General features: G+C 50.5%; 23 protein-coding genes. 13 read left to right on the top strand and 10 right to left on the bottom strand.

Translation table 11 applies throughout. The features are described 5' to 3' along the window. Positions 1–22 precede the first annotated feature (22 nt). Positions 23–1,801, top strand: a complete 1,779-nt coding sequence (locus NV375_RS07385) for an SLC13 family permease (RefSeq protein ID WP_258807526.1) — start codon at positions 23–25, stop codon at positions 1,799–1,801. Here NV375_RS07385 and fabR read toward each other — a convergent pair. Then, on the bottom strand, positions 1,767–2,390 hold the full coding sequence (gene fabR / locus NV375_RS07380; protein ID WP_258807525.1) for an HTH-type transcriptional repressor FabR: 624 nt from the start codon (positions 2,388–2,390) through the stop codon (positions 1,767–1,769). The genes NV375_RS07385 and fabR overlap by 35 nt on opposite strands. A 196-nt stretch (positions 2,391–2,586) precedes the next feature. Here fabR and NV375_RS07375 point away from each other — a divergent pair, with 196 nt between their 5' ends. After that, positions 2,587–3,729, top strand: a complete 1,143-nt coding sequence (locus NV375_RS07375) for a fatty acid desaturase (protein ID WP_258807524.1) — start codon at positions 2,587–2,589, stop codon at positions 3,727–3,729. A 67-nt stretch (positions 3,730–3,796) separates the two neighbouring features. Here the strand turns inward: NV375_RS07375 and NV375_RS07370 are convergent, their stop codons facing one another. The 5 genes from NV375_RS07370 to NV375_RS07350 form a co-directional block, all read right to left on the bottom strand. Continuing rightward, positions 3,797–6,130, bottom strand: a complete 2,334-nt coding sequence (locus tag NV375_RS07370; protein WP_258807523.1) for a Tex family protein — start codon at positions 6,128–6,130, stop codon at positions 3,797–3,799. A 50-nt stretch (positions 6,131–6,180) separates the two neighbouring features. Continuing rightward, the gene (locus NV375_RS07365) at positions 6,181–8,190 is read right to left on the bottom strand and encodes an LTA synthase family protein (protein WP_258807522.1); all 2,010 of its coding nucleotides are present in this window, start codon (positions 8,188–8,190) and stop codon (positions 6,181–6,183) included. Positions 8,191–8,264: 74 nt separating this feature from the next. Continuing rightward, positions 8,265–8,753, bottom strand: coding sequence for a transcription elongation factor GreB (gene greB / locus NV375_RS07360; protein ID WP_258807520.1), 489 nt, complete (start codon positions 8,751–8,753; stop codon positions 8,265–8,267). 13 nt (positions 8,754–8,766) lie between these two features. Beyond that, the gene (locus NV375_RS07355) at positions 8,767–10,152 is read right to left on the bottom strand and encodes an ATP-binding protein (RefSeq protein ID WP_258807519.1); all 1,386 of its coding nucleotides are present in this window, start codon (positions 10,150–10,152) and stop codon (positions 8,767–8,769) included. Further along, entirely contained in the window at positions 10,149–10,826 is a 678-nt protein-coding gene (locus NV375_RS07350) for a response regulator (protein ID WP_258807518.1), read from the bottom strand. Before NV375_RS07350 ends, NV375_RS07355 begins: the two co-directional genes overlap by 4 nt. A 126-nt stretch (positions 10,827–10,952) precedes the next feature. Here NV375_RS07350 and NV375_RS07345 point away from each other — a divergent pair, with 126 nt between their 5' ends. The 3 genes from NV375_RS07345 to envZ all read left to right on the top strand — a co-directional run bounded on the left by NV375_RS07345 (position 10,953) and on the right by envZ (position 14,813). Further along, positions 10,953–12,617, top strand: a complete 1,665-nt coding sequence (locus NV375_RS07345; RefSeq protein ID WP_258807517.1) for an isovaleryl-CoA dehydrogenase — start codon at positions 10,953–10,955, stop codon at positions 12,615–12,617. A gap of 123 nt (positions 12,618–12,740) precedes the next feature. Next, positions 12,741–13,475 (top strand): two-component system response regulator OmpR, encoded by a 735-nt coding sequence (gene ompR, locus NV375_RS07340; protein WP_258807516.1) that lies wholly within the window; start codon positions 12,741–12,743, stop codon positions 13,473–13,475. A gap of 3 nt (positions 13,476–13,478) precedes the next feature. Then, the gene (envZ, locus tag NV375_RS07335) at positions 13,479–14,813 is read left to right on the top strand and encodes a two-component system sensor histidine kinase EnvZ (RefSeq protein WP_258807514.1); all 1,335 of its coding nucleotides are present in this window, start codon (positions 13,479–13,481) and stop codon (positions 14,811–14,813) included. Between the two features lie 8 nt (positions 14,814–14,821). On the opposite strand, the gene sthA is transcribed toward envZ, so the two are convergent. After that, positions 14,822–16,228 (bottom strand): Si-specific NAD(P)(+) transhydrogenase, encoded by a 1,407-nt coding sequence (sthA, locus tag NV375_RS07330; RefSeq protein WP_258807513.1) that lies wholly within the window; start codon positions 16,226–16,228, stop codon positions 14,822–14,824. 124 nt (positions 16,229–16,352) lie between these two features. Between sthA and nudE the strand changes: the two genes are divergently transcribed. Further along, positions 16,353–16,901 carry an ADP compounds hydrolase NudE gene (gene nudE / locus NV375_RS07325; protein WP_258807512.1) on the top strand — a complete coding sequence of 183 codons (549 nt, stop codon included), beginning with the start codon at positions 16,353–16,355 and terminating at the stop codon, positions 16,899–16,901. Beyond that, positions 16,898–17,731: a 3'(2'),5'-bisphosphate nucleotidase CysQ gene (gene cysQ / locus NV375_RS07320; RefSeq protein WP_258807511.1), complete on the top strand. Its 834-nt coding sequence runs from the start codon at positions 16,898–16,900 to the stop codon at positions 17,729–17,731. Before nudE ends, cysQ begins: the two co-directional genes overlap by 4 nt. Here cysQ and NV375_RS07315 read toward each other — a convergent pair. Both NV375_RS07315 and NV375_RS07310 read right to left on the bottom strand, forming a co-directional pair. After that, the gene (locus tag NV375_RS07315; RefSeq protein WP_258807510.1) at positions 17,706–17,927 is read right to left on the bottom strand and encodes a YheU family protein; all 222 of its coding nucleotides are present in this window, start codon (positions 17,925–17,927) and stop codon (positions 17,706–17,708) included. The genes cysQ and NV375_RS07315 overlap by 26 nt on opposite strands. After that, positions 17,927–19,822 (bottom strand): ATP-binding cassette domain-containing protein, encoded by a 1,896-nt coding sequence (locus NV375_RS07310; protein ID WP_258807508.1) that lies wholly within the window; start codon positions 19,820–19,822, stop codon positions 17,927–17,929. Before NV375_RS07310 ends, NV375_RS07315 begins: the two co-directional genes overlap by 1 nt. A 27-nt stretch (positions 19,823–19,849) precedes the next feature. Between NV375_RS07310 and NV375_RS07305 the strand changes: the two genes are divergently transcribed. The 6 genes from NV375_RS07305 (at position 19,850) to NV375_RS07280 (ending at position 23,884) form a co-directional block, all read left to right on the top strand. After that, positions 19,850–20,113, top strand: coding sequence for a YheV family putative metal-binding protein (locus tag NV375_RS07305; protein WP_258239805.1), 264 nt, complete (start codon positions 19,850–19,852; stop codon positions 20,111–20,113). A 25-nt stretch (positions 20,114–20,138) separates the two neighbouring features. After that, a complete protein-coding gene (locus NV375_RS07300) occupies positions 20,139–20,558 on the top strand; it encodes an MAPEG family protein (protein WP_258807507.1) in 420 nt (139 codons plus the stop codon). Positions 20,559–20,561: 3 nt separating this feature from the next. After that, on the top strand, positions 20,562–21,818 hold the full coding sequence (locus tag NV375_RS07295) for an MgtC/SapB family protein (protein WP_258807506.1): 1,257 nt from the start codon (positions 20,562–20,564) through the stop codon (positions 21,816–21,818). 97 nt (positions 21,819–21,915) lie between these two features. Next, positions 21,916–22,830: a M14 family metallocarboxypeptidase gene (locus NV375_RS07290; protein WP_258807505.1), complete on the top strand. Its 915-nt coding sequence runs from the start codon at positions 21,916–21,918 to the stop codon at positions 22,828–22,830. Between the two features lie 68 nt (positions 22,831–22,898). Then, on the top strand, positions 22,899–23,345 hold the full coding sequence (locus NV375_RS07285; RefSeq protein WP_258807504.1) for a DUF4440 domain-containing protein: 447 nt from the start codon (positions 22,899–22,901) through the stop codon (positions 23,343–23,345). Further along, complete coding sequence (locus NV375_RS07280; RefSeq protein ID WP_258807503.1) at positions 23,294–23,884, top strand: DUF1415 domain-containing protein; 591 nt, start codon at positions 23,294–23,296, stop codon at positions 23,882–23,884. Before NV375_RS07285 ends, NV375_RS07280 begins: the two co-directional genes overlap by 52 nt. Here the strand turns inward: NV375_RS07280 and queG are convergent. Further along, on the bottom strand, positions 23,881–24,996 hold the full coding sequence (queG, locus tag NV375_RS07275; RefSeq protein ID WP_258807502.1) for a tRNA epoxyqueuosine(34) reductase QueG: 1,116 nt from the start codon (positions 24,994–24,996) through the stop codon (positions 23,881–23,883). The two genes, NV375_RS07280 and queG, sit on opposite strands and share 4 nt — an antisense overlap. Positions 24,997–25,046 lie beyond the last annotated feature (50 nt).

The raw sequence follows: 25,046 nt of genomic DNA, 5'->3' as shown, positions 1-25,046 counted from the left end.
AAGAATAATAAGGATACTTAGTATGGCCGATCAAATCTGGATTGGGGTGATCCTCGTCACAGCTTTGGTACTTTTCGTGATCGACCGTTGGCGCTATGACTTTGTCGCCATGGGTGCGCTCTTCGCTGCTTATATTGTGGGCCTTATCCCACGCCAAGAGGTGTTTTCAGGTTTTGGTAATGCCGCGGTTATCACCGTCGCCGCCGTATTGGTAATCAGCCATGCATTATGGCGTTCGGGGGTTGTCGATACCATGGCCAGCGGCGTCAAGCAAATGGGTGATCGAGTTTGGCTACAAATGATCGTTTTAACCAGCCTTACCACGTTTGTTTCGGCCTTTATTAGCAATACAGGGGCGATGGCAATCATGATTCCCGTCGCCTTGCAGCTGTCGCGGAATGGCGCCGGCCATGCTTCTCTAATGTTGATGCCGATGGCCTTCGGCTCCTTACTCGGCGGCACGATTACCATGATCGGTACGCCGCCAAATATTATCATTTCAGACATCCGTGCAAGCCATGGCGCCGAGCCCTTCGGCATTTTTGACTTTACCCCAGTTGGACTAGCGGTTGCAGTTGCTGGTTTGGTACTCATGTGGCTCACCGCACATTGGCTGGTGCCACGCAATAAAAGTCGTGACACTTCGACGTCACCGTATGACGTCAGCGCTTACTTGACTGAGCTTTACCTGCCTGAGGGAGCAACACTGGTTGGGCATACGTTGTTTGAGTTTGAATCCAAAATAAAGGAAAACTTTGCCGTGGTTGCGCTGAAACGCGGCAAACAGATGATCACAGCGCCACCTCGTTATCAGCGTTTGCGGGCTGAAGATGTGCTCATCGTCGAGGCCGATGCCAGTACTTTGCAAGAGATTCTTGATGCCACCAAGTTTGAACTGAACGCAGAGGAAGAAATCGACACTCGGTTCTTGGTTTCTGACGAAATAAAGGTTATCGAAGGTATTGTTGGGCATGACTCACGCTTAATCGGCCGGTCTGCGGCCGACTTACGGTTACGCCATCGTTTTGGGGTAAACGTTCTCGCCGTGGCGCGTGAAGGGCAGCCGTTAAAACCAAGCTTGTCGGATGTGCGTTTTAAGCCGGGAGATGTTTTGCTTCTACAAGGTGACGCCGAGGTTCTGAACGACGTATTCAACCGTTTTGGCTGTTTTCCTTTAGCGCAACGTAGCTTACGGCTTGGCAAAAAACGCCAACTGATCATGCCGCTGGGTATTTTTGCCGGAGCGGTGTTGGCTAGCGCCTTTGACCTTTTAAGTGTGCCGGTGGCCTTTAGTATGGCGGCTGGGCTGATGGTCTTGGCTAATGTTATCCCTATACGTGAGCTATACGAACACATCGAATGGCCGATTATTGTGCTGTTAGCGGCAACCATTCCGCTTGGCGGTGCATTGGAGCGTAGTGGTGCTGCAGATACCCTAGCGAGCATGGCTTTGTGGGTAAGTCAGGACGCTCCCGGGATGGTTGCGATAAGCCTGTTGCTGGTCGTTACTATGCTGCTTTCAAATATTATTAATAATGCTGCGGCTGCAGTATTGATGGCGCCAATTGGGCTAAGTATGGCGAATACTTTAGAGGCGTCACAGGACCCTTTCTTAATGGCGGTTGCGATCGGCGCATCATTACCTTTCCTCACGCCGATCGGGCACCAGTCTAATATTCTGGTCATGGGCCCTGGCGGTTACAAATTTTCTGATTATTGGCGTTTAGGCCTGCCTTTGTCGGCGGCAATGGCAGTGGTGGCGTTGCTTATGATTTCGCTGACTTGGCCAATGTACGGGTAACTGCGGCACCGCGCGCAACGATGCGTACTTGTGAGATGGTCGTTTCCAAAAGCTCATGGCGTTCAGCAGCAGAGGCATCGAGGGCATCGGCCCCCACACTGAACACAATGCGCACTATGGCATCGGCTTGTAGTTCAGCAAGGCTGCGTTCAAAGTCCTGCTCGTCGACGAGATAGTCAACAAGTTCGGCCGTAAAATGTTCGACTTCACGCTGCACAGCAAGACGAAATTCACGCGAGTTTCCTGATTTTTCCTGTAGTAATAAGCGGAAAATAGCGGTGTTGTTAGCGACAAACTCCATAAACGTGGTGACCGAAGCGCGGATAATCGAACCACCTTTGGCAATTTGTTGACGTGATTGGCGTAGTAATTGCCGCAGAGCAAGGCCACCTTCATCAACTAAAGTTAGACCTAGCTCTTCCATATTTTGAAAATGGCGGTAAAACGACGTTGGCGCAATGCCAGCTTCCCGCGCAACTTCACGCAAGCTTAACGACGCGTAGCCATGCTCAGCACTGAGCTGATTCATTGCCGCTTGGATCAGCGCCCGTCGCGTCTTCTCTTTTTGCGCGGCTCGTACACCTGCCATGACTGAACTTCCTTTGCGTTGTGTTGCCTAAAGTCGTGATTATGTCAGTGAACGCTTGTGCACGCAATTCGTCGATTTAAGGCAAATAATAGTTGCAAGGCGCGACAAAGATGCGTAAATTCAGCGTACACATGTTCGCTTAAAGTTGTGTTCTTAAAGAAATGCGAACATGCCGATTTTTTAATATAGGTTTTTTATGTCGAAGTCTTCAGTTGCAAAGCCAAAAGTCATTTGGCTCAATACCCTCGTTTTTGCTATCACTTTTCTGGTTGCTGCAATAGGTGTGCCTTGGTATGGCCTAACGCAGGGTTTCTCCGCAGGCCTATGGTTTGCGCTCATTGGCACTATTGCTTTTGCCGGTATTTCAATTACTGCTGGCTACCACCGGTTGTGGTCACATCGCGCTTATGATGCGCATTGGTCACTGCGTGTGTTGTTTGCGCTGGGTGGCGCATTAGCCGTACAAAACAGTGCGTTGCACTGGTCGTCAGATCATCGCGAGCATCATAAGCATGTTGATGACAACGACAATGACCCGTATTCAGCTAAGCGCGGTTTCTGGTATTCGCACATCGGCTGGATGTTGCGCGAGTATCAAGCATCGCGTTATCACGACTATAACAATGTCAAAGACTTGCAGAATGATCGGGTGGTCATGTGGCAGCACCGCCATTATTTGACACTGACACTGTTGACGACAATTGGCTGGCCTGTTGCAGTTGGTTTAATGCTTGGTGACGTTTGGGGGGCGATTATCTTAGTCGGCTTCGCGCGCTTGGTGATCAACCATCACACGACCTTCTTCATTAATTCGCTGGCGCATATATGGGGTAAGCAGACTTACACCGATCGAAATACTGCGCGAGATAATGGCGTGTTGGCGTTACTTACTTTTGGTGAGGGCTACCACAATTTCCATCACATCTTCTCAGCGGATTATCGCAACGGCATTCGTTGGTGGCAGTTTGACCCAACTAAATGGCTCATTCGCAGTTGTTCGTGGTTAGGCTTGACGCGTAACTTGAAGCGTACGAACGGCTACCAAATTGAAAAAGCTAAGCTGGAAATGCAGTTCAAGAAAGCCAAAGCGACTGCGGCGATTGGTTGCGAGACAACCTTGCAGAAACTGCATGACGAGTATGATGCATTGATCTTGCGTTTACGCGAGTACTATCAAGCGCGCAAGCAATTGCTGGACAGTAAAACCAAAGCTTTGGCGGATCATGTGCCAACGATGGACGACATGCATGCGAAAGTTACAGAGTTACGCTCTGCTTTTGAAGAGCACAAGCGTAATTTCAAACAAATGCTGCGCACACCACAGCTCGTTCAATCCTAAAAAAAGCGAGGCTCTACAAGCCTCGCTATGATTTTTCTAAAACAGCTCTACGTGGTCGCGCGTAGGGCTATTTTTTTGCCTTCGCAAATGCTTCAGCAAATGCTGAGCCCATTGCGGAGTTCGCGGCCGGTTGCGGGCTTTTCGTTGCCGAGCGAGGCTTGTGACCTTTATCGCCGTGTCGTGCCTTGCCCTTTGTTACTTCGGCTTTCTTGGCACTTGGCGCTGGCGCTTCGTCTTGTATGCGCATCGTCAAGCTGATGCGCTTTCGCTGCACATCAACTTCAAGAACCTTCACTTTCACGATGTCACCAGCTTTAACAACTTCGCGCGGGTCGCTGACGAAGTTAGTTGAGAGCGCACTCACATGGACAAGACCGTCTTGGTGCACACCAACATCAACAAACGCGCCGAAGGCTGCGACGTTGGAAACAACACCCTCAAGCGTCATACCGGGACGTAAATCCTGCAAGGTGTCGACACCCTCTTTGAAGGTGGCGGTTTTAAACTCGGGACGCGGGTCACGGCCTGGTTTATCGAGTTCGCGCAGAATATCGCGAACCGTCGGCAATCCAAATTTTTCATCGGTGTAGCTTTGTGCGTTCACGCCACGTAAAAATTGGCCATCACCAATCAATTCTGCCACTTGTTTATTGTGGTCGGCGGCAATCTTTGCAACCAGAGGGTAGGCCTCTGGGTGAACGGCTGAGCGATCGAGCGGTTGGTCACCGTCCATAATGCGCATAAAGCCGGCGGCTTGCTCAAAGGATTTCGGCCCCATGCGTGCCACATCGAGGAGTGCCTTACGATTAGCAAAGCGCCCGTTGCTGTCGCGATGTGCGACAATATTTTGCGCTAGCGTTTTGTTCAAACCTGCAACGCGGGCAAGCAATGCGACCGATGCGGTGTTGGCGTCGACCCCAACGGCGTTAACACAGTCCTCGACAACAGCATCAAGGCTTTGTGCCAATTGTGCTTGACTGACGTCGTGTTGGTACTGACCAACGCCAATAGATTTCGGCTCGATCTTGACCAGTTCGGCAAGTGGATCTTGCAGGCGTCGGGCAATAGAAACTGCGCCACGCAGTGAAACGTCGAGATCTGGGAATTCTTGCGCGGCTAACTCTGATGCGGAATAAACGGATGCGCCCGCTTCGTTAACAATGACCTTATTCACCTTTAAATCGCTGTTAGCTTTCAGCATATCGCTGACCAACTTGTCGGTTTCGCGTGAATGGGTACCGTTGCCAATCGCGATCAGTTCGACTTTGTGCTGTTTGCACATGCCAGCTAAGGTACGCATTGCTTTATCAACTTGATTTTGCGGCTGAAATGGGAACACGGTATTGGTGCCAAGTACCTTGCCGGTACTATCGACAACCGCGACTTTGATGCCGGTGCGTACACCAGGATCAAGACCCATAGTTGTTTTTGCGCCAGCTGGTGCGGCCATCAATAAATCTTTAAGGTTATTCGCAAAGATCTTGATGGCTTCCGCTTCAGCACGCTCGCGCACAGTACCAAAGAGCTCGGTTTCCATGTGCAGCAACAATTTGATACGCCAAGTCCACTGAATGGTTTGCTGTAACCAAGCATCAGCGGCACGGTTAGCAACCACAAAGCCGAGGTGGTCGGCAATCAGTTGTTCACCATAGCTACGTGCTTTGGGATCTTCTTGTTGTGGGTCGGCATCGAGTTTCAGTTGCAAGATCCCCTCATTGCGACCTCGGAACAGCGCTAATGCGCGATGCGATGGGATTTTCTTCAATGCTTCGCTAAAGGCAAAGTAATCGCGATATTTGGCGCCTTCTTGCTCCTTGCCGTTAGCTACCGTGCTGGCGATTTCGCCATTATTCCATAGATAATCGCGAACTTTTTTCAATAAAGCGGCATCTTCGGCGAAACGCTCCATCAGGATAAAGCGCGCACCTTCGAGAACTGCTTTACTGTCGGCAAAACCTGCGTCGACATTGAGGTAGTCACCGGCGAGTGTCTCTGGATCTTGTGTCGGATCTTGTAAAAGTGTGTCGGCAAGGGGTTCAAGACCCGCTTCAATGGCGATTTGTCCCTTCGTACGACGCTTTGGCTTGTAGGGTAAATACAGGTCTTCCAACTCAGTTTTTGACTGCGTCGCCAGAATAGCCTTCTCAAGCTCTGGGGTAAGCTTTTCTTGATCGCGAATGCTCGCTAAAATCACTTCTCGGCGGTCATTCAACTCGCGCAAATACGTCAGGCGTTGAGCAAGGTTACGTAACTGGGTGTCATCTAAACCGCCAGTTACCTCTTTGCGATAGCGGGCGATGAAGGGCACCGTAGCGCCTTCGTCGAGTAGTGCGATGGCTGCTTGAACTTGTTGTGCGTTAACCGCTAACTCGGTCGCGATTTGCTGAGAAATCGAGCTCATAAAAAGTCTCTCTTGGTTACATCCTTTTGAGTTGCCGCGCAGTATAGCAGTCATTTTGCGCTGGTTGCGACCTCCTTACGTTGATTTGTCATGGTAGTTGCGGCGAGCGGCACATAGTAGCGTTGCTCACGATACAGCCACGACGGTAACAAGGCCCACGCCAAGGCGCGTTTAGCTTCTTGTGGTGAGGCTTCGGCGAGCACGCCGAAACTGCGCTGCTCCAGTTCGTAAGTCGTTTGACGAGGGGACGCATCAGGTTGTAAGACAGTAAGCTTGGCTGGGCTCGTAGTACCATCTAGATACGCAAAAGTTTGATTAAATTGCAGAAACGCTCGATTCGCGGGTTCGGTAGCGGCGCTTACATCTTGTCCTAGCGTTGGTATGTAGGTCGAGACACCCGCGAGTGAAAGTAGCGTAGGCCCTAAGTCTACTTGGCTGGTAACGCTGGCAAGCTTCTGCGGTTTAAGGTCAGCGCCGAGAATAAGCCCAGGAATGTGAAACTTGTCGACCGGGACTAAGGCATCACCGTAAACGCGGTTATCGTGATCAGCAACGACTAAGAACAGAGTGTTTGACCAGTAGTTGCTAGCTTTGGCTTGGTCGAGAAATTGGCCGAGTGCATAATCAGCATACTTCACCGCATTCTCGACACTTTGTTGAGGAGCGTTAGCGGCCGGCGTGATTTTATTCTCGGGCAACTCAAAGGGCTCGTGATTGGACGATGTAAAAACCAACGAGAAAAAGGGTTGCTGCTGTTGCTGCAAGGTAACGAAACGTTCATGCGCTTTGTTAAATAAATCTTCGTCACTGACACCCCAGCTGGAAACAAAAGACGGTGCTGGGTAGTCGTTTTCATCGATAATATGGGCAAAACCATTGCCGGTGAAAAAGCTCCGCATATTGTCAAAATGCGATTCGCCACCGTAGATAAACTCGGTGTGGTAACCATTACGTTGCAAGGCATCAGCCAAGGTAAAGAAGTTTTGCTGTGAACGGCTTAGTTTTACGGTACTACGCGCCGGCGTTGGCAAAAATCCTGCCACGACAGCTTCGATGCCACGCACGGATCGTGTTCCAGTTGCGTAAAGTTGTTCAAACCACCAACCGGCAGCGGACCAACGTGCTAGTTCAGGTGTTAAGCCACGTTCGTAGAAACCATAACCTAGGCTCTCTTCCAAAATAATCACAATATTCAATGGCTGCTCACGTTGCACCGACGCTTCTTGCCAGTGAACGGTTGGGTAGTCCGCAAAGGGAAAGTTGCTCCCCTGAAAATAGTCAATTTGACGAATGAAGTCGCGCAACTCGGTTTCGTTAAGCGTGCCATATTGCTCACTCGCAGCTTCCTCGTATTGCATGTTGTAAAGCGCAAATTCGACGGAATACGCAGAGCTAATGATGAGAGAATTGACCAAAGCATCGCTGGTACGGGCAAAGAATGCTGGGTTAGCGGGTCGATGATCAAGGGTTGAGCGTATCGCCAACAGGGTGAGTACAAGCAACAGAGGCCACACCAGTATGGCACTACGGTAGCTTGCGACACGAGGTTGGGCCAACACTGAGCGCGCGAGTTTTAGCAACAAAATGGCTCCGCCAATGGTAAGGGTGATCGTCAGCAGTAGCCAGCCGCGGAAGCCATTCCAAAGTGTACTCATGACTTCTTTGGGGTATAGCAGGTACTCGATAAAAAGGCGGTTCGGGCGCACGTCGTATTGCGCGATAAATACCGGTGTGGCGGCTTCCATAAAAAACAAAAACAGTAAGCTTATCACCAGCCAGATACGCAAGAAACTCGGCCACCAGCGACGTAGTCCAGGTAACAAGAGCACTGGAGCAATGAGCAAAGGTATCGCAAGAAGGTAGCCGATAACGATGAGGTCGGCGCGGATACCACTTAATAACAGTGACGGCCAATCAGGAAAACGACTCACGCGCGCAAAGTAAAGCCAAAACAACAGTAGCCTGCTGATCGTTAAGCCTATAAGTCCACAACCTAAAAGAACAAACAGCGGGCGGTATGCGGCAAGGCCACGATGTATTGTAGTTACGCTTTTGTGCACGACGTTGCTCCTGATGAATGCTAGAGCAAAGTGTGCAGCGGTAAGCTTAAGTGAAACTTAAGACGAGAGCGTGGTTAACTCGCTTTTGTGCGCACGTAGTCGATGTTGGTGATGTACCAATAATGATGACCGGTGGGGGTGGTGACTTTAAACTCGTCATCGACCGACTTGCCAAGAGCAGCGCGTGCCATGGGAGCATCAATAGAGACCACAGTTTTGTCATCGTAGATTTCGTCGGGGCCGACAATGGTAAAGGTCTTCTCTTCGCCGTTTTCGTTTTCAACGGTCACGGTAGCACCGAAAAAGACTTTACCTTCTTGAGCAGGTGCATAATCGACAATTTTCAGTACTTCGAGGCGCTTACGTAAAAAGCGAATACGGCGGTCGATCTGTCGCAACTTTTGCTTGTTGTACTTATAGTCTGCATTTTCTGAACGATCGCCAAGACTCGCCGCCCAAGCCACCTTTTCAGTAGTCTCGCGACGTTCGAAGCGCCATAAGTGATCCAGCTCAGCCTGCAGTTCGGCCAAGCCAGTGCGCGTGATCAGGTTCGTTTTCGCCATGATGAATACGATCTCAGTTTTCTTCGACTAGGGTAAACAGCAGTCTTACCCTTAATCCCTGTTTGGGAGGGCTTTCGAAAGTTACTTGGATAGTATGAAGATCGGCGATGCGTTTGACAATCGAAAGTCCGAGCCCGGCACCTTCTAAATGTCGGGTTTCAGGATGGCGAAAGAAGCGCTCGCCCAAGCGCTGCAGATCTGCGACGGGCACGCCTGGGCCATTGTCGCAAATGACCAACTCGACCCCGTTAGCAAGTTGCTGTGTATTAATTTCGACCACACCATTGTCGGCTGCGTATTTAGAGGCATTCTGTAATAAGTTACGGACCATGACAGTGAGCAAGGTCGGCAACCCTAAAATGGCAGGTGTTTGCGCAAGATTGAGCCGCCATTCGCAATGCGCACTCAAAGGTTCAGGGAGCTCGGCTAACGCTTCGTGGACTATCGTTTCAAGCGAGACCGTTGCTAACTGATCGTGACTGAGTTGCGTACCTTCAAGCTTCGTGAGCAACAACAGTTGATTGACCAAATGCGTCAAACGCTCAGTGGCATGTTGTACAGCCGCAATGCTTTGTGGATCGTTAGGATCAATTTGGTCTGCATGTAAACGCAGTGCGGCGAGGGGAGTGCGAAGCTCATGAGAGGCATCGGCAATAAAGTTCTTCTCGCGTTCTAAATAGGTATGTATACGAGCTAAAAGTAAATTGATGTTGGCTTGTATGGGTCGTAGTTCGCTGGGTAGTCGCGCTTGCACGGGGCTAAAATCACGCGCGTCGCGCTGTTGTAATTGTTGAGCGAATAAGCGCACAGGGCGCATGAACCAGACAATACTAAGCAGGATGGCGAGTGACAATGGTAACCATGTGAGTAGCACGATCCAGCGTTGGTTTGTAGTGATATAAGTCGATAACTCACTGCGAACGTCCTCGCGCTGAGCCGTGTAAATCCACGTTTGGGTATGCTCGTCAAAATAACTAAAACCAATCCACTTAAAGTCTCCACGCTGCAACTCGTGGTAGCCTGGAAGCGGATTAGATAGCGGTTCGCCGAGCGCATTTTCGCTGGCCAATAGTAATTTCCCATCCACTCCCCAGACCTGAAATGCGAGCTTTCGCTCATAAGGGTGTCCGTCGGATTGGCGTTCATCACCTTCTTCCGCATAAGTACTTGGTAGTGGGGGTAACTCGATAATTCTGGGTTGGCCGAATCGATCAAGAAAACCGGGGTCATGAATCAGGCTTTTTAAGACGCGGGTGGTCTGCGCCATCTCAGCATCAAAAACTTCATCGAGTTCATGCAAGGTTATTCGGTAATTAAGCCAAGCGCCGAGAATGAGTACCGCGATGACGACGATATTAGTGCTAAGCAGAAGTTGACGGCGCAACGATAGCGATTTCATGCCTCTTTACCTTGGTAATCCTGATTCAATATATACCCCACGCCTCTTACGTTACGCAGCAGAGTGCGGCCAAGCTTTTTGCGTAAGTGGTGCAGGTGGACTTCAATAGCGTTACTTTCCACTTCTGAATCCCAGCCGTATAAAACGGATTCTAAGTGTTCGCGTGACAAAATGCGTTTAGGGTTCAGCATGAATTCTTTCAAAAGCAGCCACTCGCGGCGCGTTAAGGTAACGACTTCATCATCAACACGTACATCTTGCGTGGCAAGATCGATGGTTAAGTTACGCCACTGTAGCTCGTCGGACTGTCGGCCTTGATGGCGTCTCACGAGAACGCGAATACGGGCTTCGAGCTCGCGCAAGTCAAATGGCTTCACCATATAGTCATCGGCCCCAGCGTCGAGCGCTGCCACTTTTTTATCGACATCATCCCAAGCAGTAAGCACCAGAATCGGCGCATCAAGTCCCGCGGATTTTACCTTTGCGATAAAGGGAATCGCTAAACCGTCAGGAAGGCCCAGATCAAGAATTAATAACTGAAAGGTATCCGTACTTAGTGCACTAGTTGCCTGGTTCTGGGTAGTGCAGTGCTCAACATGGTAGCCCAATTTCTTGAGGCCAGAAACAATGCCTTCGGCAATTAATCTGTCATCTTCAATGAGCAATAAACGCATAGGCTGTCCATGAGTGAAATTTTGAGATAAGAATGGTGCATTTTTAGCCTTAAGCCAACCTTAATTTGACGCAAAGAATCACGTAGCTTATAGCTTACAGTTGTTTGTCCTATTATCGAGGTTGCAATGACACAGTGGCAGAAAGCGGAACAATTTATGGCAAGCACGCATGAAGTGTTGAATCAGCCTCCAGCGCTTGAAAACTATAATGTGTTACACGCGGATACAGCGCTACAAGAAGCGATTGTGCGCGGCCATGCAGGCTGGGCACAAAACGACCTTGTAGCTATGGGAGCGCTGGCTGGCAAGGCGGAAACCATCGAACTCGGCTTTTTAGCCAATGCGCATAAGCCGCAATTCCAGTCGCATGATCGTTTTGGCCACCGTATTGATCTTGTTGAGTACCACGACGCCTATCATCGCTTAATGACCATCGCTACCGAGCATGGCTTACACGCGTCACCTTGGGCGAAGCCGCAACAGGGGGCACATGTCGCGCGGGCGGCGAATTATTATCTGCACACGCAAGTTGAAGCTGCCCATGGTTGTCCGATCACGATGACCTTTGCAGCGGCACCGGCGCTGCAGCACCAACCCGATATCGCCGCTGAGTGGCTGCCGAAAATGCTGCAGCATAGTTATGACCCAAGAAATGTTCCGCACACTGAAAAAGCAGCGGTGACCATCGGCATGGCGATGACCGAAAAGCAGGGTGGTTCTGACGTACGCGCAAATACGACGTATGCTTACCCAATCGGCGCAAAGGGCCCTGGGCAAATGTATGAATTAGTCGGACACAAATGGTTTGTGTCTGCCCCTATGTGTGATGCTTTATTGGTCCTCGCGCAGTCTGAACAGGGTTTGAGTTGCTTTTTGTTGCCCAGATGGCGCCCTGATGGAACCAAAAACCCAATTCAAATTCAGCAGCTTAAAGACAAAATGGGCAATGTCGCAAACGCCTCAAGTGAAGCCGAACTGCGTGGCGCTATGGCGTGGATGATTGGTGAGGAGGGCAGAGGTGTTCGCACGATCATCGAGATGGTCGCAATGACACGTTATGACTGCATGATTGGCTCCTCAGCCGGTATGCGGCAAGCAACAGCTCAGGCAATACATCATTGCCAACATCGCTCGGCTTTTGGTGCTAAGTTGATCGATCAGCCGCTCATGCAAAATGTGCTTGCCGACTTGGCTTTGGAAAGCGAAGCGGCGCTGACGTTGACGATGCGTATGGCACAGGCGATGGATAAACGTGATGACCCTCATGAACAAGCGCTTGCGCGGATTGTTGTGCCAGCCGGCAAATACTGGATCTGTAAACGCACAGCAGAGCATGCGTACGAAGCGATGGAAGTGATAGGTGGCAGTGGCGTTATGGAAAACTGCATCATGCCACGTTTATATCGTGAAGCTCCGATCAACGCGATTTGGGAGGGTAGCGGGAATGTGCAATGCTTGGATGCCTTGCGGGCGGTGCAAAAGCAGCCCGAGTCATTTGCCGCGTTGCAAACCGAGCTGATGGGCGTTAAAGGTGTCAACAAAGCGCTTGATGCAGCGATTGCACGATTGCCTCAGCTATTACAGCAGGCACAGGAGCAACCTTTTTATGCGAGACAGTGGGTTGAGCTCATGGCCCGTACGATGCAGGCCGCATTGTTACAACAACATGCGCCGCATGAAGTTGCCGATGCGTTTTGTCAGAGTCGTTTAGGAGACGTTGCGCACCTTGGCTATGGTCGGCTGACAAGCCCAGCAACGGCGCAGGTAATTGTGCGCCGCGCGTGGTCGTAAAATACTTATATGGGGGCTAGCTAAAACATATTTCGATACAAAAACGCGAAGCACTCCTGCGGCTTTGCGTTGGCAAAAAGCACACCATCTTTTATAGTGACAACAATAAGATAACTTTGGAGCATGGCTCGCATGTCACAAGAAACCTTTAAAATTTTAGTGGTTGATGATGATGCTCGACTACGTGGTTTGCTAGAACGTTATTTGACCGAGCAGGGTTTTTATGTGCGTTCGGCGGCGCAAAGCGAACAAATGGATAGGCTGTTAGAACGCGAAAACTTTCATCTTATGGTGTTAGATTTGATGTTGCCAGGTGAAGATGGCTTGTCGATTTGTAAACGTCTACGCCATGCCAACAACGATATTCCCATTGTGATGCTCACCGCGAAAGGTGATGAGGTTGATCGCATTATTGGTTTGGAGTTAGGGGCCGATGACTACCTTGCCAAACCGTTTAATCCACGCGAATTGCTGGCGCGTGTACGGGCTGTTTTGCGCCGCCGCGGCAAAGAAATTCCTGGAGCGCCGAGCGCAGATGATGAAGAAATTGCGTTTGGCGAATTCCGCTTAAATCTTGGCACCCGTGAAATGTTCAAAGGTGATGAGCCGATGCCGCTCACCAGCGGTGAATTTGCGGTGTTGAAAGCTTTGGTAACGCACCCGCGTCAGCCAATGTCGCGAGACAAGCTCATGAATCAAGCTCGAGGGCGTGATTACAGTGCCCTCGAGCGGAGTATTGATGTCCAAGTATCGCGCTTGCGACGGATGCTAGAAATAGACCCGGCGAGCCCGCGTTATATTCAAACGGTCTGGGGCCTCGGCTATGTTTTTGTGCCCGATGGCAGTAAAAAAGTTTAGACCATGAAGCTTTTTCCGCGCTCAGCGTTTGCTCGCACCGTCGCGCTGATTGCGTTTTTGTTGCTGATCAACCAAGTCGTATCCTATGTCATGGTTGGCCTGTATGTGGTCAAACCCAGTCTGCAGCAGATTAGTTCGGTGGTCGCTAAGCAAGTTCAGGGCATTCTGGTACTCGACCAATGGCTTAGCGAACGTGATATGTCGACCGCCGAAAAACGCATTCTCGCCAAGCGCTACACTGATGCGGTCGGGATAGATGGTTTCACCGAGCGTGAAGCGCTCGCAAATGACTTGAGCAATGCGTCCACCTACAACTTTCTCTCGGACCAAATGAGCCAATATCTGGCTGCGGATACCGAAGTGCGCATCGCCCAAGGCGACATCTACTACGTTTGGATTCGTACCGCTTCGTTAGAAGGGTACTGGCTGCGCATTCGTCTTGATACCTTTGACGAAGCGCGATTCTCGCCCTTGCTCTTTTACCTTATCCTGATTGGTGGTTTGAGTGTGCTCGGTGGTATGTGGTTTACCAATTGGCAGAACAAACCGTTGAAGTCGTTAGAAGCGGCTGCAGCCCAAGTTGGGCGCGGCGAATACCCTGACGAGCTGGTGGAACGCGGTTCGACTGAGGTCATTGCGGTAACCCGAGCATTTAATCAAATGACCCAAGGGGTGAAGCAACTCGAGCAAGATCGCGCCTTATTAATGGCTGGCGTCTCACATGACTTAAGAACACCGCTCACGCGTATACGTTTAGCGACTGAAATGATGCCGGCGAGTGAAGATTTTCTCGCCGAGGGCATCATTAGTGATATTGAAGACATGAATGCCATCATCGATCAGTTTATCGATTACGTCCGCATAGATACGCAAGCGGACACTGATTGCGAGAACCTCAACTACTTGGTGGAAGATGTTGTGGGCCATGTGCCTGAAAATTGGCGAGCTGACATCGTTGTGAACTACGGTGACATGCCTGAGATTCCGGTCCGAGCGATATCGATCAAGCGGGTCTTACTGAATTTGTTGGAGAACGCTGAACGCTACGGGAGCGGCAGAGTACTCATTGAAACCGGTTATAACACCGAACGCGAGCGCGTATGGGTAACCGTGAGTGATGACGGTGAAGGTATCCCCGCAGCGCAAATTGAGCACGTGTTGCAGCCGTTCACGCAAGGAGACAAAGCAAGGGCAGCCAAAGGTTCGGGCCTAGGTCTCGCGATCGTACAGCGAATTGTGGAACGCCACGGTGGGCGGATAACTTTTGGCCGCAGTACCAAGCTTGGCGGCTTGGCAGTTCGAATTGAGCTGCCAAGCGTTAAAACGAAGCCCTGTTAATAGAAGCTTTAGGCGCGAACTCGGTTCAGCCCATTGAGCGCGGCGACACGATAAGCTTCGGCCATGGTCGGGTAATTAAACGTGGTGTTAACGAAGTACTCAATGGTGTTGCCACCGTTTTTCTGTTCCATGATAGCCTGGCCAATGTGAATGATTTCGGCAGCACGTTCACCAAAACAGTGGATACCAAGAACCTCTTTGGTTTCGCGATGGAATAAAATTTTCAAACTGCCAACCGCCATGTTGGAAATTTGCGCACGTGCTAAGTGTTTAAACTGCGCACGCCCCACTTCGTAAGGTACTTTTTGCTGGGTAAGCTCTTCTTCAGTTTTACCTACCGAACTAATCTCTGGAATGGTGTAAATGCCAGTTGGAATGTCACTAATCAAGCGTTGTTCGCACTCGCCCTCGAGCATTGCAGTGGCACAAATACGGCCTTGGTCATAAGCGGCCGACGCTAACGATGGATAGCCGATGATATCGCCCACAGCGAAAACATTTTCGACTTCGGTTTGATACTGATTCGATACCTCAAGTTGACCGCGCGAATTAGGTTTTAAGCCTAACGCCTCAACATTCAGATCTTCGATATTGCCCGAGCGACCATTGGCGTACAGCAGGCAGTCGGCATCGAGACGCTTACCCGATTTAGTAAAGAGCGTTACACCGTCGTCGTGGCCTTCAATGCGTTCGTATTCTTCGTTGTGTCGAATGACCACACCGTTGTTGCGCAGGTGATAGCTCAACGCGTCAGATATCTCGGCATCAAGAAACGAAAGTAAGCGATCGCGCGTGTTGATCAAATCCACTTTAACGCCCAGACCACGGAAAATACTCGCATATTCACTACCAATGACACCGGCACCATAAATAATGATGCTTTTCGGCTCGTGCTTTAATGAGAGCACGGTGTCCGAGTCATAAACGCGCTCGTGCGTGAAGTCGACGTCAGGCGGATGATACGGACGCGAACCGGTGGCAATGACGATTTGCTTGGTGCCAATGTATTCGATCGTGCCATCGCCTTGGGTGATTTTGATAGTGTGTGGATCTTCAAAGCTCGCTGTTCCATGCAGTACTGTTACCCCATTGCGTTGGTAAAAACCGCTGCGCATCTGTACCTGCTGCTGAATGACGCCCTGCGCATGTTTCAATATGTCAGCAAAGGACATACTGTGCGGAGCGCAAGCGCCCATAAATAAGGGGTTAGTGTTGTACTCGATCAAGCGACTGACGGAGTGACGTAGGGCTTTTGAAGGAATCGTGCCCCAATGGGTACAACCACCGCCAAGGGAGTTGTGCTTTTCAATCATGGCAACACTGCGACCTTTTTTGACCAATTGCATTGCTGCACCTTCGCCGCCAGGACCGCTGCCGATGACCACTGCGTCAAATTGTGTCGTAACTTCGCTCATGAAAAGCTCCTGTGAGTTGTACCGCTTATAACGAGTCGCTATAGTAACCGAAACGGTCGGTGCAGAGCTAGTAATGCAGGCTTATTCCGGCTATTCGCAGAAAACATTTCGTTGGCGGTAAAGCATGGCCCGAAAACAAGTTCCGGAAATCTTACAACGTCAAATTGTAGCTCGTAGCCGCTTGTTACGCATCGAAGCTGTCGATTTGAAGTTTAGTAATGGTGTCGAGCGGCAATTTGAACGTATGCAAAGCAGTGGTCGTGGCGCAGTGATGATCGTGCCCTTTATTGACGACGAGCAAATCATGTTGGTGCGCGAATACGCGGCGGGACTGCATAATTATCAGCTCGGCTTCCCCAAGGGGCTGATCGATCCAGGCGAAACCCCAGAAGAGGCAGCCCTACGTGAGCTCAAAGAAGAAATAGGATACGGCGCACGCGAATTAATACCTCTGAAAAGCGTGACCATGGCACCGCAATTTTTTTCCGCCACTATGCATATCTTTATTGCCCGTGACCTGTACCCAGAACAACTCGAGGGTGATGAGCCTGAGCCGCTCGAGCAAGTACCTTGGCAACTGCATAAGGCAGAAGCCTTATTAGCCCAAGAGGATTTTACCGAGGCACGCAGTATTGCTGCATTATTAATGACCTTGAGGAAACTGCAAAAGTGAGCGCGAACGACGACGCTAAATTACTCGAAGGTGCGGCCTTAATCGCGCAGCGCGCGGGCGACTTAATCATGGAACTCTACGAAGAGCAGGCGTATGCCACGTACGAAAAAGCGGACGAATCGCCAGTCACTAGTGCGGACTACGCAGCGCACCGTTTCATCACCGAACAGCTGGCCGAATTGTCACCGGATATCCCCATTCTGTCCGAAGAAGGTGCGCACTTATCGCTTGCAGAACGCCAGCAATGGTCACGTTATTGGCTGATTGACCCGATTGACGGAACCCAAGAGTTTATCGCGCGCAGTGGTGATTTTACCGTGGTGATCGCGTTAGTTGAGCTGCATCAACCGCACTTAGGTGTCATCTATTGGCCCGCCGGCGATAAGCTCTACCTTGCCCAACGCGGAGCAGGGGCGTTCCGCCGTGACATTAACGGAGAGCAGCGTCTGCGTGTGCGACAGTTGCAACAACCTGACAGTGATCCAGTAATTTTAGCCATTAGTCGCCGCCAACCACGTGAGCGGGTCATGCAACGCATGAACCCTGACCGCAATTTGAGTACTTTGCCAGCAGGTAGTTGCTCATTAAAGGCGTGTTTGATCGCTGAAGGGCAAGCAGATTGTTTCTTGCGTGTTGGGCCAACAGGTGAATGGGACACGGCGGCAGCCGAGGTTATTGTTGGCGAGGCCGGTGGCAGTATTGTCAGCGAGTCGTTTACCCCGCTCACCTATAATGAAGAAGCGCAGTTAGGCAATCCGAACTTCTTGATCCTAGGCGACCCTCGTGTGCCTTGGCAGGATGTTTTTATTCGGCATCGAAATCCGTCTTAGGCATGATATTCACAGTTTCATGTAATTCCGACCAGACTAAAATCGCTTCGCCACTACGCAGTTGCTCGCGTACATCCTCGACCTTGTCGGTCAAGGATTTCTCGTTTTCACCGTAATCAGTGCCTTCACGTAGCACAAAGGCTTCGATAATGGCGTCCAAGGTTGCCGGGTCAATTTGCTGCCATGGAATTTGCATTAGCTGTTGGCCTCTTCAACTTGGAGTGCCTCCTCAGCCTCCATCCATTGTTCCTCGGCTTGCGTCAAAGCTTGTTGTAACGAGGCTTGTTGTTGTAACAGCTCAGTTAAACGAGACTTATTTTCAGCATCATAGACGCTGTTGTCGGCAAGTTCAGTATTGATTTCCGCCAAGGCTTGCTCGCACTTATGGACTTCTTTTTCATATTTAGCGACCGCGTCTTTAAACGGTTTAAGCTGCTGGCGACGGGCGGCAGCTTCACGCTTTTCAGTCTTACGATCAACTTTTGGACTTGATGGATTTTCTTGTGATTCACTACGCGCTTTTTGTTGGTTTTGCAGCCATTCATGGTAGCTATCCAGATCGCCGTCAAACGGCTGCACTTGCGCGTTAGCAACCAAAAAGAACTCGTCAACAGTGGTACGTAATAAATGCCGATCATGCGAAACAATAACCATAGCACCGGCAAAATCCTGTAGCGCATACACTAACGCTTCACGCATGACACTATCGAGGTGGTTAGTGGGTTCATCGAGCAGCAGTAAATTGGGTTTTTGATAAACAATAATAGCGAGTACCAAGCGTGCTTTTTCGCCGCCTGACATAGGTGCAACTTGCCGCGTCGCTTGATCACCAGAAAACCCGAAGCTGCCTAGAAAATCACGTAGTTGTTGCTCAGTTGCCTGCCCATCAAGACGCTGAATGTGTTGTAGCGGCGTTGCTTGGCTATCCAGTAACTCCAACTGGTGCTGCGCAAAATAGCCAAGTTTAATGCCGCTATTCAGTTGCAAGGTGCCTTGTTGCGGTTGGAGTTCACCGGCGAGTAATTTGACCAAGGTGGATTTACCGGCGCCATTACGGCCCAGTAAGCCAATACGACTACCCGGAACTAAATTAAATTTAATCGAGCGCAAAATCACCGTGTCGCCATAACCCGCTTGCACGTCATCTAGCGTCAAAAGTGGATTCGGCAGTTGCTCTGGGTCGCGGAAACCAAATTGAAATTGACTATTAGCGACCAGTGGCGCACTCGCCGTCAGTCGTTCAAGTGCCTTAATGCGACTCTGTGCCTGACGTGCCTTACTTGCTTTGTAACGAAAGCGGTCGATGTACTTTTGCAAATGTTTGCGTTGCGCTTGCTCTTTCTCGAACTGTGCTTGTTGCTGGGCGATTTGTTCGGCGTATTGCCGCTCGAAGCTGGAGTAGTTGCCATTGTAAGAGGTTGCTGTTTGTTGCTCGATGTGCACGATTTGTTGGCATACCGCATCGAGAAAGTCGCGGTCATGCGAAATCAGTAATAAGGTGCCAGGGAAGCGTTGCAGCCAGTCCTCAAGCCAGAAAATGGCATCGACGTCTAAGTGGTTGGTCGGCTCATCGAGTAACAAGAGGTCAGCGCGAGCAATCAAGGCTTGCGCGAGGTTAAGGCGCATCCGCCAGCCCCCAGAAAAGGCTTTGACTGGCTGTTGAAACTGTTCATCACTAAAGCCCAGACCTGCCAGTAAAGACGCAGCGCGAGCAGGGGCCTCGTAGGCACCGATAGTGGCCAGTTGATCGTGTAAACGGCCAATAGCATGACCATCATCCTGCGCTTCGGCCTGTTTTAATTGATCCTCGAGGGCGCGTAACTCAGTATCACCATCAAGCACGTAGTCGAGCGCCGCTTGTTCGAGGCCTGGGGTTTCTTGCTTTACGCTGGCGATGCGCCATTGTTTAGGGACATCACACTCGCCTTGTTCGACTTGCAGTTCACCACGCATGAGCGCAAACAGGGAGGATTTGCCCGTGCCATTGCGTCCCACAACGCCGACGTGATGGCCAGGGAAGATGGTAATGTCGGAATGTTGCAGTAAGACGTTGCCGCCGCGCATAAGCGCCATGCCGCGGATAGAAATCATGCAGAACCTTGTGCTTGGTGTTGATGAATGAATCTGCGACAATTATACCTGAAGCAACACGAGGTGAATATGGCACGCACACGGAAACGATTTATTGCTGGCGCAGAATGCCCAGCTTGCGGAGCTGCAGATACGTTGCAGTTGACGATTAGCTCAGATGCAGCAGGTAATGTGCGTGAAGAGCAGGTGCAGTGTGTGGCCTGCCAACATACGTTCAGTGATAAAGAAGAACCACAACAACAAACGTCGGCAAAAGACGACACATTGATTGGTTTATTTAAACCAGAGTAAATAAGCCAAACGACAAGGAGCTCTTATGAACACCTATGATCCGCTCGTGCTTACCGGTATATGGTTAATTATCGTTACCTTACTGGTGCAGTGGGGAACTGCGGCAGCAGTCAAAGCAAAACAGCCGGGTGCTATTCCTGGCAAGGTCCCTGAAAATAGTAGCCATGACTCGTTGGTTTTCCGCACCCACCGTACTTTTATGAACTCCCTTGAAAATGTGCCGATGTTTTTACTGACGGTATTTTTTGGCATGTTTTTAGGGCTTGAGTCTGAATGGTTTGGCTATTGGGTGATGCTGTTCGCCGTCGCTCGAATCCTCCACATGGTGCTCTATTACGCCATTGCGACCGAAAAAAATCCAAGCCCACGGAGCTGGTTTTTTGTGTTAGGCGCTGTCGCTAATATTGCCGTATTGGTGCAGTGTGCCATGTTGATGTGGGCATGATGCATGGACTTTCTTGCGCTGGCATACGCGCTTGCGGTCGGTTTAATTATCGGTCTCGAACGCGGCTGGAGCCAGCGCGGTAAAGGCGATGGTCAACGTTTTGCCGGTTTCCGCACGTTCGCGATAGTCAGTCTAGCTGGTGGCGTATTGCCGTTACTGACCGAAATAATACCCGCGACGTTTGTCTTGGTGCTTTGGGTTGCTGTATTTTTTAGTATCACTGCGTTGGTCATAACCGCACACCTTTTAGAGACGAGACGCACCGCCGACTTTGGTATTACTACAGAACTAACTCTATTGCTTACTTTTCTATTGGGCTCTCTTTGCACGGCAGGTTTTGTCGCTATTGCGGTGCCGGTTGCAGTAGTTACCGCATTGTTATTAAGCCTTAAACCATTGCTGCACGGTTGGCTGGAAAACTTACAGCAACGCGAGCTTTTTGCGATTCTTCAGATGCTGTTGATCAGCGTTGTTTTATTACCTCTTTTACCGAATCAAGGGTTGGGTCCAAGTGACGTGATCAATCCTTATTTGATCGGTTGGATGGTCGTGCTCATCACGGGTATCTCTTTCATCGGCTATTTCGCGATAAAGCTGTTAGGGAGTCGCCGCGGACTTTTGTTGACCGGGCTCCTAGGCGGTCTTGCCTCATCGACAGCGGTGACCCTAAGCTTTAGCCGGCTGGGGAAATTACAAGAGCATGGACACCAACTGTTCGTGGCGGCGATTTTGCTTGCTGCTGGAACTATGTTTCCACGCATGCTGGTCGAGGTCGCAGTGTTGAATTGGCCGTTGCTGCAAGAGCTGATCTTACCGTTAGTGGTCATGATGAGTGTCACTTACGCTGGGGTGATTTACCTTGTACGGCGTGCACACCAGAGCGCGAAGCCCATCAATTTTGTTATCAATAATCCATTCGATATTGTCACCGCACTGAAGTTCGCTGTTTTGTTGATCGCAATTCTGTTACTTGCACACTATGCGCATCGATATTTTGATGCGCTTGGTATCTATGCGGTGGCGGCGATTTCCGGTTTAACTGACGTCGATGCTATCACTTTATCGTTGGCAAAAATGGCTTCGAATGGCTTAGAACACGCCGTTGCGGTACCGGCGATTTTACTCGCAGCAAGCGTCAATACTGCAGTGAAAATGGGGATGGTCGGGCTGCTCGGTCATCCCGCGATGCGTGTCTCGAGCTTATGCATCGCGAGCTTAGCTGTAACCGCCGGCTGGCTCACCTGGTGGTTGCTGTTGTAACTACTGGAGGCTTGTGCAGAAATCACCTAGACTATAGCGCCAAACGACAACATTGTTTGCTTCGGCAGCTAACTGTTAGCGAAGGAGTGGTAAGCCAATGAACCAAGATTATCCAATCGGTACCCCTGGCACCCCATGGGGCGATGCAGAAAAGCAAGAATGGTACGCGCGGCAAAGCAAACAGCGCGACTATGGTAATGATGTGATCCGCCGTATCGATCACCTGCGCGAGCAGTTCGATGTGGAGACCTACGGTGAATTGAATTACGGCGCACAGAGTTATCCGTTATTTGTGGTGCGCAGCCGCAAGTGGCGGACTGATTTGCCAACGGTGTTGGTCACTGGAGGAGTGCACGGCTATGAAACCAGTGGCGTCCATGGCGCTTTGTACTTTCTCGAAACTGAAGCGGTGAACCACTTGGCGCACTTTAATATTATCGTAGCGCCGTGCTTGAGCCCGTGGGGCTATGAAACTATCAACCGTTGGAACCCTGAAGCTGTTGATCCGAACCGCTCCTTCAAGCCGCAAAGTCCTGCCCAAGAATGTGCGTTGATTATGAATTACCTAAGTAAGCATCAGATCAGCCCAGATGTGCACGTGGATCTGCATGAAACCACAGATACTGACAACAGTGAGTTTCGTCCCGCGAAGGCGGCACGCGACGGGACGACCAACACGAACTGGAATATTCCTGACGGTTTTTATCTGGTTGCTGATAGCAAACGGGCCGAGCCTGAATTTCAGCGCGCGATCATTGAGACAGTGAAACCTATCACCCACATTGCACCAGCCGATGAAAAAGGCTGTTTAATCGGCGCGCCTATGGTGCAAGAGGGCGTCATTGAATATGACGGCAAGGGTCTAGGTTTGTGTATGGGCTTAACCGACGCGCGTTTTGTCACCACCACCGAAGTTTATCCTGATAGCGCAAATACCAATCCTGTGGAATGTGTTGATGCGCAAGTCGCGGCAGTTCGCGGCGCTTTGGAGTATGCAGCACAAGCACTCTAAATTTGCGATTTTTTGAGTATTTACTAGGGTTGTTGTTGACTTTTTAACCAAAAAAAGGAGCAACAACCATGGTGAGGTTGATATTCGGTCTTTTGATTCTTGGTGCTTGTTGTAGTTTTACGGCACACGCAAACGAAGCAGCTGAAGCGGCCATAAAGGCAGCTTATAACGACATCCATCAACGCTTTCTAGCAGGTGATGTTGGCGACGTCGGTAGTGATTTCTACACCGAAGATGCGCTGTTCTTCCCGCCTATGGGTGGCAAAATCGATAGTACCGAGGGCATTACGCAAAGCTTTGCGGGGATGCTTGAGCATGGATTGGTTTTGAAACCAGTGCCGGTCGAAATAGAAGTCTATGGTGATGTTGCCTACGAGCGGGGCATTGGTTACCTGAGTAATCAGCAAGGCGAACTGCTCAGTAAAGATGACTACATGGTGATCTGGAAAAAAGAGGAAGGGCAGTGGAAAATTTATCGCGATTTAGTCAGGGGAACACCACCGCCAGCCAACTAACACCTGCCTGTACTGCGGTGCGCAAGTGGGTTGCTGAAGTCGTTGTTGGCTTAAACTTCTGCCCTTTTGCGCATCGCGAAGTTGAAAAGAATCGTGTGCTTTACGTCGATAGTTCTGCGCAGTCGATAGCGTCTGCGCTGGAGGACCTTGCTAACGCCATGCAACAACTGCTTGAAGATGAGCAAATTGAAACGACGTTGCTGGTGCTGAGCCAAGGTTTTCATGATTTCGATGACTATCTTGATTTGCTCGATTATGCCCAGATCACGCTGCGCGAGTTGAATCTTGAAGGTACTTTACAAATCGCGAGCTTTCATCCGGATTACCAGTTTACTGATAGCGCAGATGATGATGTGAGTAATTATACCAACCGCGCTCCATTCCCGGTGCTGCATCTGTTACGCGAGGCCAGCCTCGAAAAAGTGCTGGCGCGTTATCCCAACCCCGAGGCCATTCCCGAGCGCAATATTGAAGTTGCCCAACAGCGCGGCGTCCGCTACTTTCAAGCGCTGCTCGAACGCCTGCGCGACAATGGTTAAGCGTCGCGCGGTAACCCTTTCTCGATAGCGCGGGTTAGACGTAAGACTTGTTTGCTGGTGTCTGCGGCTTTATTGTGCTGACGTTGTAACGCCCAGTCGATATGCTCGTCGACCATCTCATTGACCTGACCGCGTTGCGCTTTTAGTGCGCTAATAATCGCTTCATCGTGCGGTGCGTTACCTAAGGCGACGGCGAGATTACGCTGCCAAGATGCAAAACCAATCCGTCGAATCGGTGAGCCCTCTGTGCGTTTTAGGAAAGTCGCTTCGTCCCAGCGCCATAATTCAAGCAGTTCGGGAGTATGAAGATCTTTGCGCGGCGCAAAATCATCTTCAGCAGTGAGTTGCGAATAGCGATTCCACGGACAAATTAATTGGCAGTCATCACAGCCGTAAATGCGATTGCCCATCAGCGGTCGGAACTCTTCGGGGATGGCTGATTTCAGCTCAATCGTGAGATACGAGATGCAGCGTCGTGCATCCAGTTTGTAGGGCTCGACAATGGCTTGTGTTGGGCAAATCGTAATGCAGGCTTTGCAACTTCCACACTTTTCTTCGACCGGTTGATCAACGGGAAGAGGCAAGTTCACCAGTAGCTCACCTAAGAAGAACCAAGACCCCCCTTGTTCGTCCAACACGAGCGTGTGTTTCCCAGTCCAGCCTAAACCTGCTTTGACTGCGAGAGGGCGTTCTAAAATGGGTGCCGAATCAACGAACGGGCGGTAATCGAGCTCGGCGCAAGCCTCTTTGATGCGTTCGCCGAGTTGTTTTAGGCGTTTTCGCATAAGCTTATGATAGTCACGCCCGAGAGCGTAGCGACTGATATAGCCGAGGCGTGGATTCTTCAGCGTTTTCGCAAAGCCAGCTTCGGCGGGTAGGTAATTCATACGTACTGAGATAGCGCGGACGCTCCCTTCGTGCAACTGATCGGGACGGGTTCGCAGCTCAGCGTGACGCTCCATGTAGTCCATTTCGCCATGCATTCCTTCGGCCAGCCATTGCTGCAATGCAGCACGCTCGCTACTAAGGTCGAGATCAGTAATCCCGACCTTTTGGAACCCGAGTTCTTGGCCCCATTTTTTAATATCTAACGCAAGTTGCTGGAAATCCATGTGATTCGTCTTATGCTTACAGGCGAGTGCTCAAAAGTAACAAAAAACCA

Source organism: Pseudidiomarina sp. CB1, assembly GCF_024752025.1.
In the GTDB taxonomy this organism is placed as follows: domain Bacteria; phylum Pseudomonadota; class Gammaproteobacteria; order Enterobacterales; family Alteromonadaceae; genus Pseudidiomarina.
This window is presented reverse-complemented; position numbering and strand designations above follow the sequence as displayed.

Coding starts and splice junctions, on each gene's coding strand:
- sthA (WP_258807513.1), bottom strand. CDS start 16,228: ATGAGCGAAGTTACGACACAATTTGACGCAGTGGTCATCGGCAGCGGT.
- NV375_RS07375 (WP_258807524.1), top strand. CDS start 2,587: ATGTCGAAGTCTTCAGTTGCAAAGCCAAAAGTCATTTGGCTCAATACC.
- NV375_RS07285 (WP_258807504.1), top strand. CDS start 22,899: ATGGTGAGGTTGATATTCGGTCTTTTGATTCTTGGTGCTTGTTGTAGT.
- NV375_RS07355 (WP_258807519.1), bottom strand. CDS start 10,152: ATGAAATCGCTATCGTTGCGCCGTCAACTTCTGCTTAGCACTAATATC.
- nudE (WP_258807512.1), top strand. CDS start 16,353: ATGGCCCGAAAACAAGTTCCGGAAATCTTACAACGTCAAATTGTAGCT.
- queG (WP_258807502.1), bottom strand. CDS start 24,996: ATGGATTTCCAGCAACTTGCGTTAGATATTAAAAAATGGGGCCAAGAA.
- greB (WP_258807520.1), bottom strand. CDS start 8,753: ATGGCGAAAACGAACCTGATCACGCGCACTGGCTTGGCCGAACTGCAG.
- envZ (WP_258807514.1), top strand. CDS start 13,479: ATGAAGCTTTTTCCGCGCTCAGCGTTTGCTCGCACCGTCGCGCTGATT.
- NV375_RS07345 (WP_258807517.1), top strand. CDS start 10,953: ATGACACAGTGGCAGAAAGCGGAACAATTTATGGCAAGCACGCATGAA.
- fabR (WP_258807525.1), bottom strand. CDS start 2,390: ATGGCAGGTGTACGAGCCGCGCAAAAAGAGAAGACGCGACGGGCGCTG.
- NV375_RS07300 (WP_258807507.1), top strand. CDS start 20,139: ATGAACACCTATGATCCGCTCGTGCTTACCGGTATATGGTTAATTATC.
- NV375_RS07370 (WP_258807523.1), bottom strand. CDS start 6,130: ATGAGCTCGATTTCTCAGCAAATCGCGACCGAGTTAGCGGTTAACGCA.
- NV375_RS07295 (WP_258807506.1), top strand. CDS start 20,562: ATGGACTTTCTTGCGCTGGCATACGCGCTTGCGGTCGGTTTAATTATC.
- NV375_RS07310 (WP_258807508.1), bottom strand. CDS start 19,822: ATGATTTCTATCCGCGGCATGGCGCTTATGCGCGGCGGCAACGTCTTA.
- NV375_RS07385 (WP_258807526.1), top strand. CDS start 23: ATGGCCGATCAAATCTGGATTGGGGTGATCCTCGTCACAGCTTTGGTA.
- ompR (WP_258807516.1), top strand. CDS start 12,741: ATGGCTCGCATGTCACAAGAAACCTTTAAAATTTTAGTGGTTGATGAT.
- NV375_RS07290 (WP_258807505.1), top strand. CDS start 21,916: ATGAACCAAGATTATCCAATCGGTACCCCTGGCACCCCATGGGGCGAT.
- NV375_RS07305 (WP_258239805.1), top strand. CDS start 19,850: ATGAATCTGCGACAATTATACCTGAAGCAACACGAGGTGAATATGGCA.
- NV375_RS07350 (WP_258807518.1), bottom strand. CDS start 10,826: ATGCGTTTATTGCTCATTGAAGATGACAGATTAATTGCCGAAGGCATT.
- NV375_RS07315 (WP_258807510.1), bottom strand. CDS start 17,927: ATGCAAATTCCATGGCAGCAAATTGACCCGGCAACCTTGGACGCCATT.